Here is a 13,745-nt window from a genome sequence, read left to right as displayed (position 1 = left end):
AGTGCTAGCGGATCGCGCGACGTCGCGAAGGACCGTGCCAAGGCGGATGCAATCGTGGCAGTGCTTTTGGCCGGACAGCGGTCAGGCTAGGTTTCGGTGTATGGATCTAATGTGATCGCGTCAGAGTCTACCCACGAGCGTTGCCGGTGGCCGGTCCCGCAGACCAGGAAGGCACACGCTCGTGTGGCGCGGTGGGTTTTCGTGTTTTATCACCATCATTACCCCGATGCACTTTTGGGGTGTGCGTTCTCGGCCTGATTGGGTGTCGGTTGATGGGAGGGTAGGAGTTGCGGGTCGGGATCGGTGGGAGTGTGTTGGTGTTCGAACTCGTGCGGCACAGTCTGCGACAATCTTCCTCTAAGTCCAGATCCCCTGGGAACGGTGGTCACATCGTAGACCCGATCGAATTCCGAGAGTGTGATGCCGTTCGCTGTAGTTTACTTTCGGCCGTTGGATTGGATGCTCACCTACGATCGGCAACGGTCGCTGGATGGGATGGGGTGGGGCGACGGGACGAAGTAGCTAGTGCATGGCCGGGCGAACGGAAGTCCTGTACTCAACCGTGCCCGCACTCCCTTACAGCTCCCCCGAGCCAAAATGAGCTATTGCGAAAACGGTGGATCGGGCGGCGTACTGGAGCGGAGGCCGGAAGGGCTGAAAATGTGGAATCCACGAAACTCCCAGCCAGCATCTGAACGCTCGTTATGTGCGATCAGAGACATGCTCGAGGTGCTCCGAAGAGTTCAGCAGGTCAGCGGACCAGGGGCAATGCGGTGTATGTGCGCAGCTCTTTCTTGCAGTCGAAGAATGCGAGTTTGTAGACGACGTCTAGCTGTGGAACGCGGTCCCTGTCTCTGAAGGCGTTGGCGGCGATGTGACACAATGTCGTCGAGCAACTTGAAAGCGGCGCGAACCTGATCTACCCCGGCACCACGACGTACTAAAGATTTTGTTTTACAACGATTTCCATTCGAAGGGGCTATGTTCTCCAGTCTTCGCGTATTTGTGGGGGTGGTACGTGACTTGCGCTTCGAAACTTCGCAGTAAATGGGGAACCGTCACCAAAAGTGAAATTCGGTAGTACAGTTTGTCCCTTCAACTACCTTTAGGAGCCATGGACCGGCAACGGGAAACCGTCAGTATGCTCTCGATGGCAGTATCATCGGAGGTTCGTGTCGTGCTAGTAGACGGACGGTTCGAGGCGTGCATCGGGTTGATCACTGCTGAAGCGCTCGGTGTGCATTAGAGTTTGATGTTTTGAGTGCTGGTTGTTTTACCCATCCGGCATGAGGTCCTACATGGATTGCCCTTAGCTTAAGGAGATTCGCGATGAGTGGTGGCGGTGGTGCGGGCGAGTTTGTGGCTAATCCGTGGATAGGTGCTTCAGCATCTGGTTCCGGCGGTGGAATTGGTGGCGCGTCGGGAGGGGCGCCTGTCAAAGCCTTAGTTTTCCAGCTCGATTGAGGAATGTGGATGTGGCCGAGCTAGTGGGTGTGGCGGAGGGCGATCTGCTTAAGGTGGAGTACAGATCGGATCCATCGCCGACCGTCGGAGTATTCCGGATGCTTGCTGGCGGCGTGACATCGCCGACGCAGCTGGGGGCGCTGTCCGAGCGATTGGGCGAGCTTTTGCCTTGCCTGAAGCAACTGGATTTCGTGGCGACTGTCGACAAGGTCGATGGCGGCGACACTCGCGTGACGGTTCGGCCAGCATGAAGTCGGCAGTAATTGAGGTTAGGCGATGAGGATCGTCGGTGGTACATATCGCGAGCAGTGCGCGTTTCCGAGCCATCATGAGTTTGCGGGTTCGGGCATGCGCGCAGCGGCGGCACTAGCTGAATCCGGCGCCGACGTACTGCTGACATCTGCGATTCAAGAGTCCGAGCAGACCGAGGCCGAAGTGGTCGCGGCGACGTTTGGGGTGACTGCGGAATGGGGGATGCGGACGCGTAGCGTTTCATTCTCATACTTCACACCCTTGAACGCGCCTGTCATCGGAGGTATCGGTTCTCGTTTACAGCAGGACATCGAGGTCTCTGATGATGTGGTCCTGGCGTTTGGGTTGATCGAGTCTGGCCAGGTGAAAGTGACGGGGCGCCGCGTGGTGGTTGACCCGCAACGTCCGCGGAACCTGACCGAGGAGGATCTTCCTGTTGTCTCCGCTGATCAGCAGGCGTGGGCTTTGAACGAGCGAGAGGTGCGGCAGCTCGCGGGCGTTGAGGACGTGCGTGTGGCTGCGAAGCTTCTGATAGAGGGCCGTGGCTTGTCGGTGGTGGTGACCAAGTGCGGCCCACGAGGTGCGTTGGTGACAACCGCGGACTACCAAGAGGAAGTCGGCGCATGCGTGACGGAGTCAGTGTTTCCTATCGGCTCTGGCGATGTCTTTGCGTCTGCGTTTGCATGGGCGTGGGGTGAAGCGGACGCAGATCCGGTAGAGGCAGCGGTAATCGCCTCGAATGCGGCAGCGCATTGGTGCGAGACGACCAACTACCCAATCCCGACACATGTGCTCAACGGCAGCACGAGGCGAGAAGTTTTACCTCCGAACGGGTCTGGAGTCGTTTACCTAGCGGGCCCCTTCTTCAATTTGCAGCAACGCTGGATGATTGACGTAGTCAAGGATGCCTTGTCGCCTGGAGTATGGTCTCCCTCGCATGAGGTGGGTCCCGGTGGTTTGGAAGTCGCGCAGAAGGATCTGGAGGGACTTGAGCATTGCGACTCAATCTTGGCGCTCTTGGACGATAGCGATCCAGGCACGGTGTTCGAAGCGGGATATGCCACGAAGATGGGCATACCCGTGGTCATATACGCCGAGCGCCTCAACACGGAGGGGGCGAAGATGCTGATAGGTTCAGGAGCTCAGTACTTCACTGATTTGTCGACGGCAGTGTACAAAGCGCAGTGGGAAGCAGCAATTGCAGCCACTGAGCGCGGGAAGTGACCAATGGAGAGACCGCTGATTTCGGACCGCGCCTTACTTCTTTTGTCCGGCGGACATGACTCCATTGCGCTAGCGGCTTGGCTAAGTCCTGCAGCCTGTCTAACAATCGACTACGGACAACGGCCGGTCGAGGGCGAACTGCGCTCTGCCCAAGCGGCTGCCCAGGCCCTAAATTTGGCGTGGCATTCTTTCCGTGTCGATCTGACTCCGGTTGGCTCCGGGTTGCTACACGAAGACGGCGAAATCGCAGATCCCGACGCCGGTGAATTCGCGAAATACGCACCAACTCCCGAGTGGTGGCCCTATCGAAACCAACTGCTGGTCTCACTGGCGGCTGCTTGGGCCCTGCGTCGGGGCTTTGACGAGATCTTGGTCGGATCCGTTGCCCCCGACGGTGATAGGCACAAGGATGGAACAACAGCCTTTTACTCGAAGCTTGATGAGGTGGTTGCCTACCAGGAAGGTGGTCTCCGCGTAGCCGCGCCTGCGATCGAGATGTCGACAGTCGAGCTCATAGAAGTCAGCGGTGTACCTGACAATATTCTTGGTTTCGCGCACTCGTGCCATGTGGGCGCCTACCCGTGTGGAATGTGCCCGGGATGTCGCAAGCACGATGAAGTGATCGCACAAACCGGCCGCTTCAAGTGAATGGGACTTCGGACGGGGAGCGGACGTTCGAAGACGTGCCGGTATCCGAGGTCGCTTACGCTAGCTACGCGGAAGCTGTTCGGATGCGTCCTGTGCCGCACCCAGAGGTCGGCGTTCGCTCGACAGAGCTGCCTATTCCGAACGCATTGCAGGTTGTCAACATCTCAGACCTGGATCCATGCCCTGCCACGACCGTGACTTTCTCTGAAGTACTTGAGCGACGACGCAGCGTTCGTACTTATGGTTCCTTGGACGCTGCAGACCTTGCTGCGCTCCTGGTCATGGTCTTCGCTTTGCGCGGGTTCGCACTAGCTGACGACGGCGCGATACGGCGGTTCCGTCCCATTCCGTCTGCAGGAGGCAGACATCCTCTGGTACCGATAGTTCTAGTCGAGGATGTGGTGGGACTGGATAGAGGGTTATGGCGTTTCGATCCGGATGGTCAGCGTTTGCTTCAAATTCATTCTTCTGGGCAACATCTCGATACATATTGGACGAGAGCCTGTGCTGCGGGGGAGTTCGCTCAGCGTCCACCTGCGGTTGTGGTTCTGGCGGCGAAGTTTGACGCAACTTTGGCTAGGTATCCGATGGGATCGACGTTGGTTTGGCGTGACGCTGGAGTGGCGTTGGGCTCGCTACACCTTACTGCCGGGAGCTTGGGGTTAGGGTCGTGCATCCTTGGTACCGTCGGAATCTTTGAGGATGACGTGTTCGTTGCATGTGGGGTGCGTGGAAATCTCGTTGGCGATGTCGGGGCGCTGGCGGTCGGATCGAACAAGTGAGATATTGCAGTGCCTCTGTGCTGAGGAGGCACTGCATTTAAAGTGGGGGAGCGGGACCTCAGGCGCTCTCTGCCGGGATATAGATGAGTGAGAGCTGGCTCAGCTCTCAGAGCTCATACAAGTACTCCGATTGGCATCAGCCGGCCTGGAAAAGATTGCATTGTTGGAGAGGATTGCCCGTCCTTGACTACCTAGACTGGAGAGTAATCTCCAGATCGCTGCATCAAGGTCAGCCGCTGATACGGACCCGTATGATGCCCAGGTGAGGAACGCGTCCTCAAACTTCTGGTAGTCGCGTGGCAAGTTCCAGCTCCGGCAAAACAGTCCTGCGGCGATGCCAGCTCGACGGATATGAACATCGATAACTGCGACGGCATCGCTGGCGCGGTGGTTTCGGACCACCCATGACGCTGTTTTTGGGCCGATGCCGGGCAACCCCATTAGGTTGTCGCGCAGCTCAGTGTCGCTGAGTTCTTCAGCGACTTCCTCCCACGCGCTGAAAGTTGATAGGGCTGCAGCCAAACGGCGCGGCCGCTGCTGATGGAACCGATATCGAGCCCAGCGCCCTGCCCCTAGATGAAGGGGCGCGGCCAGGAGCGAGGACATGGTGGTTACCATCAGGTTCTCGTCAAGGTGTGAGTCGATCAGGCCGGCATCGCGGAGGACTTCGAATGCGGCGTTCCCGACAGGTCCAGGAATGCCGTACCCGCCGAGCATGCAGGCTGCGATTTCTTGACGGAGACTATTGCCAAGGCGATGACAGCCAGCTCCAGTTGGAAACTCGAGGGCTTGCTGGATCCAGAAAGAGGCCGTGCCAAGTTGCCAGTCCTCACCCCATAGGACAGGCGTGCAACAGGTGCAGGCGTTCAACACACGACTGGCGCAGTTGTCTACAACAGCAACTTCCGTCGGCTTGCGCGTTGCGGGCAGGGTCGGAATCGGCACCGCCACATCCTTTCATGGGGCCCGGTCGTACAAGGGGCGCACCTTCGATAGCTTTCAGCGAGGAGTATCTGTCCGGTGTCAAGTGACCGTGATTCGGTTGTGCCTGACTCGCGGGGCAGAATGAGTTCTATGGACGAGCAAGATCTGGACGACTTGAATACCCTGACCCGCCGACGGTTCCTCACCTCAGTGACCCGGCGGTTCTCATTCGAGGCGTCCCATCAGCTTCCTTGGCACGCGGGTAAGTGCGCAAAGCTACATGGGCATAGCTATCAACTCGACGTGACTGTGTCCGGACCTCTGTCATCGGACGGAATTGTTATCGATTTCGGTGACCTCAAAGCGGTAGTCACTAAGCATGTCCTCGACAAATACGACCATGCGCACTTGAACGATTTCCTCTCGAACCCCACGGTCGAGCTCGTTGCTGCTGACATCATCAGTCGTCTGCTCGACGCAGGCCTGACGGTCAGCAAGGTCACTGTGCGCGAAACGGCCTCGTGTTCGGCAACGGTCCGAGTGGTTGGCCCGACAGGTGACTGATCCGATAGACCACGTTGTCCAGTCTGCCGAGCCAGTGCTGCGGATTGTGGAAATCTTCGGACCCACCCTCCAAGGGGAGGGAGTTCATGTTGGCCGGGCTGCGCACTTTCTGCGCCTCGCTGGCTGCAATCTCTCCTGCAGATGGTGCGACACCGCCTTCAGTTGGGACCCGGCTAAGGTGGACCCTGAACGCCCACCTAGAACATTGACGACGCAAGCTATTCTCGAACAACTCGAACCGCGCGTCGTCAATCCAAATGAGGTAGCGCCGGTGATCCGGCACCTAGTTGTCACAGGAGGTGAACCCCTCCTCCAATCAAACATGCTCATCGAATTATGCAGGCAACTACGGGAATTCGGTTGGTTCATCGAGATAGAAACATCCGGCAGCGTTTCACTCGGCGCGTTGGGTGAGGTGATCGACCAGTGCAATGTCTCACCAAAGCTCAAACACAGTGGCGTCGCGCACCGCGCCCGCCTTCGGTATTCCGTACTCAATGAGTTCGCAGGTATGGAGTCCGTGGCATTCAAATTTGTTGTCCAAAAACCAGAAGATTTGGACGAGATCGACGAACTACTTGCCGCCCTATCGAGACCGATCCATCCATCACAAATGTGGGTGATGGCTGAAGGAAATGCGTCGGACGTCATTCTTGAGAGAAGCCGGTTGCTTGTCGACGAGGTTATTGCCCGCGGTTGGGGCCTGACTCCGCGGTGGCATACGCTTTTGTGGAATGACGAGCAAGGCCGCTGACGCGGTGGAACCTGGCGGGTAACGAGCTTTCGGCAACTCATGACACCAGCCCAGTGACTTCAAGTTCGCTCTCGATAGGCCGAAACAAACTACTTCGCGTCCTCTAGGGCACAGCGGAGGGGCTGGACCCGCGGAAACCAGGCGCGGAGTTTGTGATTGTGCAGCCTGCTCTCAAGTGCCCCAATCTATCTCACGCGTCATTGTTGGCGTCGGTCCGGAAAGAGCACTTCGAGGCAGGCCCGTAACGGGCCGCCACCTCGCGGCAACGGGGGCGGGCAGGCTTGAAGATTAAGCCACCGAAGCAGGACCGGACCGGCGTCGCCGCCACAACAGAGTGGACAAACCCCGGTCGGTGCATCCGAAAAGGAGCAAAAGCGATTCATGAGTCACACGGCGTGGCGACGACGCCTATCCGGTCAGCGAGCCCCGGGCCGGCCACTACAAATACTTACATGCGATTCATTCCGACTTTTCATTTCCGTATGGATAGCAACTACACCGTCTGGCCTGGCGGTTGACTAAGGTTGTGCAAGGTACCGCTGGTCGGCGCGTATCCACGTTGCTGCTATCGGTGTTATCACGGTCGGTGTGCCAAAATCTGCGGCGACCAGATTGATCTTGGTCAATCCGATGATGGTTGCACCGGTGATTGTCAGATACGCGGCAAACAGAGGCGGCCAGCTGCCGGGTGATGCCGATATCAGCGCACTCAAGACACTTAGCACCCAGAAGGCGCCTGCAAGCGCGTACACAGTTGCAAGCAATAGGTTCGACAACGGGTCGACACGGTGGAGGGCCGGTCGGCCGAACGCGACGACCGCAGACAGAATTACGGCGGTGAGAGGCCCGAACGCGATAGAAAACAAAGCTACTCGCATCGAATGGGACAGGGCCCCGGTCTGAGCAACCATCACCGCGGCTGTGACTGGAGCGCAGGCTGCCAGCCCATACATGGTTGCCCCGATGGCAGGCAGCCACGGATGTACGGGTTCTTCGCTCTGGATTCCGTGGAGCATTGTGCGACTTCGGGTCGACCATTTGGTTCGGCGCTCGTGATCGCGCCGCATGAGGGTCACACCTGCTAAGCATTCGAGCTCCGGGTCATGTTTCATGGTTCGAGCGGTGAGCCATGCCAGGATTGCCCAGGTGGCCGCGACCTGGGCAATGCGCATGCTGGTCGGGTTCTGAGAAACCCATAGCGATCCAAACATCAACGCCACCAACGGCATCACAATCCGTGCCCCATAGACTGCGAACTGCGCATGCAGCATCTTGGAGCTCAAAGGATCGCGGTGATCAGAGCGTGCGGATTCGAATCGGCTGCCCCTTCGCGGGCGTGAGGTGAGAATCAGAAAGAAGTTGGCTACAGCTGATGCTGCCCAGACCTTTCCGGCGATTTCCGGCGATACTGGCGATGGCATCCACATCGTCACAAGTGGAGGGTAGCCGCCGACGACGACGGCTTGACTTATGAGCATTGCGGCTGAGCTGTTGCCTCGGTCCACCCGGGCGTTCCGGCGCAATTGCGGAATTGTTGACAGGTGGGAGGCGCATTGCCACGCGGTTCGACCCAGTTTCGTCACTGGGAGGGCACTGTATCGCTCTAGGTCGCTGTCGAGCCATTCGCGCCACTCCCTCAGTGTGGATTTTCGCTGTGGTGCTGGCACGAGGCGCGCAGTCAGCCATAAAATCCCTCGCGCGAGATGATCGACGCGTCCGGTGAGTTCGTCGGCGAGGAGTCGCTTGGCGATGAACAGGAGTGCGGCGGTTGCGACGATGGCGGCAATCGACATCGACGTCACCGGCCTGTCGCGGTCAGGCGGGGAGCGTGTGCTCTGAATCGGCTCCCTGAGCGCTCGCGCTCGGCCGCTTCGGATAGTGCTGCACGAATAGTCTCGTTCGCTGCGGGAGCGATCGAGTAGGTCACTCGTTGTCGCCCGGAAGGGGTGTCGGTGCCGTCTTCGTTGCGAATGAGCCAATTGGCACTCACCAACCTGGCGAGGATGCGGTACGTCTTTCCGCTCGAATACCCCAGCGCGTCCATGATTCGATACCCGTAGACCTCGTTGTCTGGGTTTTTGAGAATTAGGGCCAAAATTTCTTGGACCCCGCGTGTGAGTCGGATTTCATCGTTCGGCATTTTTCTATCGTACATAGTTTTTCACATATTAGCGTGTATAAAGGCAGGGTGCCGAGTGGCGGTTTCGTCACTGTGCGAGTGATCGCGTTGTCGTGAGGAGGAGTTGTAAATACTTGGGAGGAGGGGCATTGGCGCGTTGTCATTGCATGCGCCTTGCTCTGTGTGTGGGAGGGCTGCCGAGGAAGGCGAATCTGCCGTAATCCGAAGGCTCATGCGGCCGCTGATGGCACATCAGGTGTGGAAGATTGAGTGAATGCTCGGAATTGCTGCTGCGCCGCGGGGCCTAATTCTTCTCACGACGGTGTTGACGGTTTGTGGATTGTCGTGCCTGCTTGCAGGCTGTGACCCGGTGGCTCACGTAATCGAGCTGGTGCCCGCTCCTGCTTCGAGAATGAGGTTGTCAGTTTCGGCTGCCAGGACATCGGTGTAGAGCTGCTCGGGGTACCTCGGCCGCCATCGATCGTATTGTTCGGCCACCTGACCGAAACTGTGCGCTCTCTCGTTCTCGAAAATCATCATCCTCGTAGATGAGGCCAGTGCCGCCTAGTGAGGTGGAACGAGTTTGGGGAGGCGAAGCGATCCCCTCACCGGCGAGTTCCTACTATTGACGCTATGGCATTCGACAGGCAGTTTCACTCTCTAGAGGACTATCTAACATCAACTATGAGCGACGTCGACGGCGTTCTTGATGATGGCGGTGGCGCAGGGTTCCCGGTCAAAGGTCGGGAAATCGAGGCGACAGTATTGTTTGCCGATATCACCGGCTTCTCTACTCGGACGCTTAGCCTGAGTCCTGCAGCCACCTTGATCTTCGTACAGAACTTCTTTGCCTGGATTACCGCCGAAGCTCTCGATGGTCGCCCCGGTATCGTCGACAAGTACATCGGCGATGAAGTGATGGTCGTATTCTCGGCTGAATTCGGTTCAGTGGACCCGTTTGCTGACGCAGTTCAAGCCGCTGCGGCGATGAGCCGCCATGACCCTCTGGCATATCAGCCGCACATCGGGATCGCATCCGGACCAGTAATCGTTGGCTACGCAGGAACCGCGTTTCGGTACAACGTCTCAGTGTTCGGTGAACCCGTCGCGCTTGCCGCACGCTGCGCAGCAGTAAAGCCGGACGACCTGACTTCGAGAGTCTATTCCAACATCGTCATGCCAGCCGTCGAGTGGGGAGAACGCGATCTGTCAGTCGTGGTTCCGCCGGCGGGAGACGAAAGTACCTACCCGCGCTTCGAACTCCAAGGCACACGCGATGTTCCCATGAAGGGGCTAGGCACGGTCTCTGTGCGCGAGATCTACAACACCTCCTTTTGGACGCCCAGTATCTCCGCCACGGACCGCGCAGAAGCAGGTCTTAAATTCCTTCAGGCGAATGGCCGCTACTGGCCGCGATGAACATTCTGACCCGCGCAGGTCACCGAAGTGGCAGCCACACCTTTTCGTGTACTAGCTGTTGTGGGTATGGACGTTGCTGACGCGGGACTGAAGTAGACGGGCTGGTCCTCGGCGTAAGAATGGGAGTTGCGACACAACCGTTCTCGACCAAGAATGACCAGCCCTGTGACACACCGTAATGCCCCACTCACTGTCGAAGGAAGACGGCGCCTGATCGAGCGGTGCCAGAGTCGTCCGATCGCCCACATCGCCGCCGAGATGGGCATCTCGCGCCAATGCGCCTCCACGTGGGTCAACCGGTACAGCAAGTACGGTGACCTGGGACTACACGACCGCTCCAGCACCCCGAACCATCAACCCACCGCCACCACCGCAGAGATCGTGGCCGAGATCGAAGCGATGTGACGAACCCGGAAATGGTCGGCCGCGCGCATCACGTTCGAACTCCGAATGGACGGAACGGTCATCGCTCGCCGGACGGTCACGAAACTCCTGCGGGATCTCGGTCTCAATCGCCGCCGGTTCATCGACCCGAACGGCGAAACGAACCGCAAACCCCAGGTCATCGCCGCGAAACGGCCCGGTCAGATGGTGCACGTCGATGTGAAGAAAGTCGGCCACATCCCTGACGGCGGAGGTTGGCGCGTCCATGGGCGAGGTTCCGAGCAGGCCAAACGATCACAGCGTCGGAAAACGAAGAACAAGCAGGGCCGCGTCGGCTACACCTATTTGCATTCCGCGATCTACGGGAACACCCGCCTGGCATACACCGAAGCACGCGATGACGAAACCGCCGCGACAGCCATCGATTTCATGAACAACGCCCGACTCTTCTTCGCCGTACACGACATCAACCGGATCGATCGGGTGATCACCGACAACGGATCATGGTACCGGGCAGCAGATTTCACGTCTTCACTGCAGGAAGCGCGGCACTGCCGGATTAAGCCGTACACACCGAAACACAACGGGAAAGTCGAACGATACAACCGCATCCTCGCCGAAGAACTGCTCTACTCACGCGAATACATCAGCGAAGTCGACCGCCGCTCTGCCGTCGAGGTATGGAACGTTCACTACAATTACCATCGACCGCATTCTCGCTAACGGTGTTTCGGCCGGTTTTCATCAGTAAGTGTCCGATCCCGGCCAACGGTCCGCGAACGTGATCGCAAGCGCATTCAGAGCAGGCTTCCACCTCATTGTCCATCGCGCCTGACCCTTGCCCGTCGGGTTGAGTGAACGCGTCACCAGGTAGAGGGATTTCAGCGCGGCAGACTCGGTAGGGAAATGGCCACGAGCTTTCACCGCACTCCGATAGCGGGCATTGAGGGATTCAATCGCGTTGGTGGAGAACAGGACTCGACGTATCTCGATGTCGTAGTCGAGGAACGGGATGAACTCCTGCCAGGCATTGGTCCACAGCCGGATGATCGCCGGATACGTCTTGCCCCAATGTTCGGCGAGATCGTCCAGCGCTGCACGAGCGGCCGCCTCGGACCGTGCCGTGTAGATCGGCTTGAGATCGTGTTTGAGCGCGTCCCAGTCCTTACGAGATGACTGCCGGAAAGTGTTTCGGATCAAATGCACGATGCAGGTTTGGACCGTGGTGGCCGGCCATACGTGCTCGACCACCTCCGGCAATCCCTTGAGCCCGCCGCAGACCATGAAGAACACGTCCCGGGTGCCCCTGTTGCGAATGTCCGTCAAGACCGACATCCAGAATTTCGCGCCCTCACCGCCGGTTCCCGCCCACAATCCGAGCACGTCCCGGCCGCCGTCGAGACTGACGCCGATCGCGGCATAGATAGGCCGGTTCGCGACCTGCCCGTCTCGAACCTTGACGACGATTGCATCGATGAAGATCGCCGCGTACACCTCGTCGAGCGGTCGGGCAGACCAGTCCTGCATTTCCTCGAGTACCTTGTCGGTGATCCGCGAGATCGTCTCTTTCGAAACGGATGCGCCGTAGATTTCTGCGAAATGGGCGGAGATCTCACAAGTCGTTAATCCTTTGGCGTACAACGACAACACGATCTCGTCGACCCCGTTGAGGCGTCGTTGGCGTTTCACGGGCGATCTGCGGCTCGAACGTCCCTTCGCGGTCTCTCGGGACTTCGATCGGGACGTGGCCGGCGGCCTCGGTCAACACAGTTTTCGGCCGGGTTCCGTTCCGGATGTTCGTCGAGTCCCGCTCTGGCTGGGCCTGGTTCTTGTCGTTGCCGAGGCGCTCGGTCATCTCCTCGTTCAACGCGGTTTCCAGAACGGTTTTGGTGAACTGCCTGAGCAAACCGTCCGGCCCGGTCAACGACAGCCCCTGCTCTTTGGCAAGTCGCACCAGTTCCGTGGCCGCGGCGGCTTCCGCGGAGGGCTCGGCCCTCTTCTTCGTCGCATCTTCCAGTGTCGTCATCTTGGCACCTCCTCGCTGAGCATTCACTCAGCTTCTCGGGCCGAAACACCGATTACTGGACAGTCCCCTTTGGATACGCATCATGGCGATAACCAAACTCGGCAGGCGGTTGGTTGCTGCGAGTTTAGCGACGGAGATACCCGGGCTCAGAAGAGGTGCTGCCCCCATAAGTTGTCGACGACGTGGAGTGCCCCGATCAGGCTCGACACCCAACCCGCGAGTTGAGCACGCCGAACATGTTGTGCCGCTCGCGTTGGGAAAGGTCCCAGCGGAAGAGGTAATCTCCGCCCCTTACGAGTTGTAGTCGCTTTCTGCTCCGGAGCGTAATTATCCTTACTGGCATGATCTCTTCGTATGACGGGGATACGGATCGCGTGGGTTGTATTGGCATTTGCGACCGGGATCCTGGGATCCGCGACGGCACAGTGGCCGCTGTATGAGATCACCAATTGCGAAATAGGCCTCGGGCCACTCAGCTCTGCCGATTGTTACCGCTCGATTCACGACTATTTTGGACGAGAGCTCTCCTTGGTGCTCGCCTTACCGGTGGCCCTGTGCGTCATTCCAGCCGTGATCCCGCGACCATTCGTTTCCTGGATCGTCTCGGCGACAATGCTTTGTGCTGCAGTGGTGGGTTTCTTTACCGCGTTCAGCTCCGATATGCCTTCTCTGCTGTCGATGGTGGGGAGCCTCCCTGCTGCAGTGCTGGCATTGGTACTTGCTGCGGTGCATCAGGGGATCGCATTGCGCAACAAGGGCGCCATTGCGCGTGCGCGCGGTGTAGTTCTCGATCCGCGGTCGAGTGAGTGATCAGTCGGGGCTGAAGAACAGTTCCATCGAGATCCAGAACCACGCCACCATTGCCGCGACCGGCAGGAACGCGAGCACTAATGGCAATGCAAATTGCCGGCCGGTACGACTGGGAATAGTCATAAGTCCGAGCAAGACGAACACGGCGGCAGGCGCCGCCCAACTTATCCAGTAGGTGAGCGGTGGTGGGTTGGGCCCGAACGACGTGAACGAACGGTTCGGATACAGCTGCTGCTGCGGGACATCCGCGAAGTGCTGCCACAGGAGTACCAATGGCAGGTAGCCGAACAGTCCCAGTAGGAGGCCGACGACGAGTCCCGCGAAGATTCGTTCGCCCCTCATCTCGACGCACCCGTCCGAATCAATCGTCCCACT

13 protein-coding genes and 2 pseudogenes are annotated in these 13,745 nt (G+C 58.6%); 9 read left to right on the top strand and 6 right to left on the bottom strand.

The window, feature by feature from the left end; all coding sequences use genetic code 11:
* Positions 1 to 1,475 precede the first annotated feature (1,475 nt).
* The 4 genes from R4P65_RS29265 (at position 1,476) to R4P65_RS33235 (ending at position 4,370) form a co-directional block, all read left to right on the top strand.
* The gene (locus tag R4P65_RS29265; RefSeq protein WP_317829096.1) at positions 1,476 to 1,715 is read left to right on the top strand and encodes a hypothetical protein; all 240 of its coding nucleotides are present in this window, start codon (positions 1,476 to 1,478) and stop codon (positions 1,713 to 1,715) included.
* Between the two features lie 25 nt (positions 1,716 to 1,740).
* The gene (locus R4P65_RS29260) at positions 1,741 to 2,940 is read left to right on the top strand and encodes a PfkB family carbohydrate kinase (protein WP_317829095.1); all 1,200 of its coding nucleotides are present in this window, start codon (positions 1,741 to 1,743) and stop codon (positions 2,938 to 2,940) included.
* A gap of 3 nt (positions 2,941 to 2,943) precedes the next feature.
* On the top strand, positions 2,944 to 3,588 hold the full coding sequence (locus R4P65_RS29255) for a 7-cyano-7-deazaguanine synthase (RefSeq protein WP_317829094.1): 645 nt from the start codon (positions 2,944 to 2,946) through the stop codon (positions 3,586 to 3,588).
* A gap of 83 nt (positions 3,589 to 3,671) precedes the next feature.
* Complete coding sequence (locus R4P65_RS33235; RefSeq protein ID WP_411742598.1) at positions 3,672 to 4,370, top strand: SagB family peptide dehydrogenase; 699 nt, start codon at positions 3,672 to 3,674, stop codon at positions 4,368 to 4,370.
* A 99-nt stretch (positions 4,371 to 4,469) separates the two neighbouring features.
* On the opposite strand, the gene R4P65_RS29250 is transcribed toward R4P65_RS33235, so the two are convergent.
* Positions 4,470 to 5,315, bottom strand: a complete 846-nt coding sequence (locus R4P65_RS29250; RefSeq protein ID WP_317829093.1) for a hypothetical protein — start codon at positions 5,313 to 5,315, stop codon at positions 4,470 to 4,472.
* 120 nt (positions 5,316 to 5,435) lie between these two features.
* Here R4P65_RS29250 and queD point away from each other — a divergent pair, with 120 nt between their 5' ends.
* Both queD and R4P65_RS29240 read left to right on the top strand, forming a co-directional pair.
* Positions 5,436 to 5,858 carry a 6-carboxytetrahydropterin synthase QueD gene (gene queD / locus R4P65_RS29245; RefSeq protein ID WP_317829092.1) on the top strand — a complete coding sequence of 141 codons (423 nt, stop codon included), beginning with the start codon at positions 5,436 to 5,438 and terminating at the stop codon, positions 5,856 to 5,858.
* Positions 5,851 to 6,612 (top strand): 7-carboxy-7-deazaguanine synthase QueE, encoded by a 762-nt coding sequence (locus R4P65_RS29240; protein ID WP_317829091.1) that lies wholly within the window; start codon positions 5,851 to 5,853, stop codon positions 6,610 to 6,612. The genes queD and R4P65_RS29240 overlap by 8 nt, the downstream gene beginning before the upstream one ends.
* Before the next feature lie 518 nt (positions 6,613 to 7,130).
* On the opposite strand, the gene R4P65_RS29235 is transcribed toward R4P65_RS29240, so the two are convergent.
* From R4P65_RS29235 to R4P65_RS29225, 3 genes are all read right to left on the bottom strand, one after another.
* Entirely contained in the window at positions 7,131 to 8,405 is a 1,275-nt protein-coding gene (locus R4P65_RS29235) for a hypothetical protein (RefSeq protein ID WP_317829090.1), read from the bottom strand.
* Positions 8,406 to 8,410: 5 nt separating this feature from the next.
* Positions 8,411 to 8,752, bottom strand: a complete 342-nt coding sequence (locus tag R4P65_RS29230; protein WP_317829089.1) for a hypothetical protein — start codon at positions 8,750 to 8,752, stop codon at positions 8,411 to 8,413.
* 354 nt (positions 8,753 to 9,106) lie between these two features.
* Entirely contained in the window at positions 9,107 to 9,229 is a 123-nt protein-coding gene (locus R4P65_RS29225) for a hypothetical protein (protein ID WP_317829088.1), read from the bottom strand.
* A 135-nt stretch (positions 9,230 to 9,364) separates the two neighbouring features.
* On the opposite strand from R4P65_RS29225, the gene R4P65_RS29220 reads away from it, so the two are divergent.
* Together R4P65_RS29220 and R4P65_RS29215 are read left to right on the top strand one after the other, a co-directional pair.
* Positions 9,365 to 10,150 carry an adenylate/guanylate cyclase domain-containing protein gene (locus R4P65_RS29220; RefSeq protein WP_317829087.1) on the top strand — a complete coding sequence of 262 codons (786 nt, stop codon included), beginning with the start codon at positions 9,365 to 9,367 and terminating at the stop codon, positions 10,148 to 10,150.
* 165 nt (positions 10,151 to 10,315) lie between these two features.
* Positions 10,316 to 11,251, top strand: a pseudogene (locus R4P65_RS29215) (IS481 family transposase); the annotation flags it as partial.
* Between the two features lie 27 nt (positions 11,252 to 11,278).
* Here R4P65_RS29215 and R4P65_RS29210 read toward each other — a convergent pair.
* A pseudogene (locus R4P65_RS29210) lies at positions 11,279 to 12,560 on the bottom strand (IS256 family transposase).
* 354 nt (positions 12,561 to 12,914) lie between these two features.
* Here R4P65_RS29210 and R4P65_RS29205 point away from each other — a divergent pair.
* On the top strand, positions 12,915 to 13,370 hold the full coding sequence (locus R4P65_RS29205; RefSeq protein ID WP_317829086.1) for a hypothetical protein: 456 nt from the start codon (positions 12,915 to 12,917) through the stop codon (positions 13,368 to 13,370).
* Here R4P65_RS29205 and R4P65_RS29200 read toward each other — a convergent pair whose 3' ends face one another.
* On the bottom strand, positions 13,371 to 13,712 hold the full coding sequence (locus tag R4P65_RS29200; RefSeq protein ID WP_317829085.1) for a hypothetical protein: 342 nt from the start codon (positions 13,710 to 13,712) through the stop codon (positions 13,371 to 13,373).
* Positions 13,713 to 13,745 lie beyond the last annotated feature (33 nt).

The organism is Rhodococcus sp. IEGM 1318 (genome assembly GCF_033142465.1).
GTDB lineage: Bacteria > Actinomycetota > Actinomycetes > Mycobacteriales > Mycobacteriaceae > Rhodococcus_F > Rhodococcus_F qingshengii_B.
This window is presented reverse-complemented; position numbering and strand designations above follow the sequence as displayed.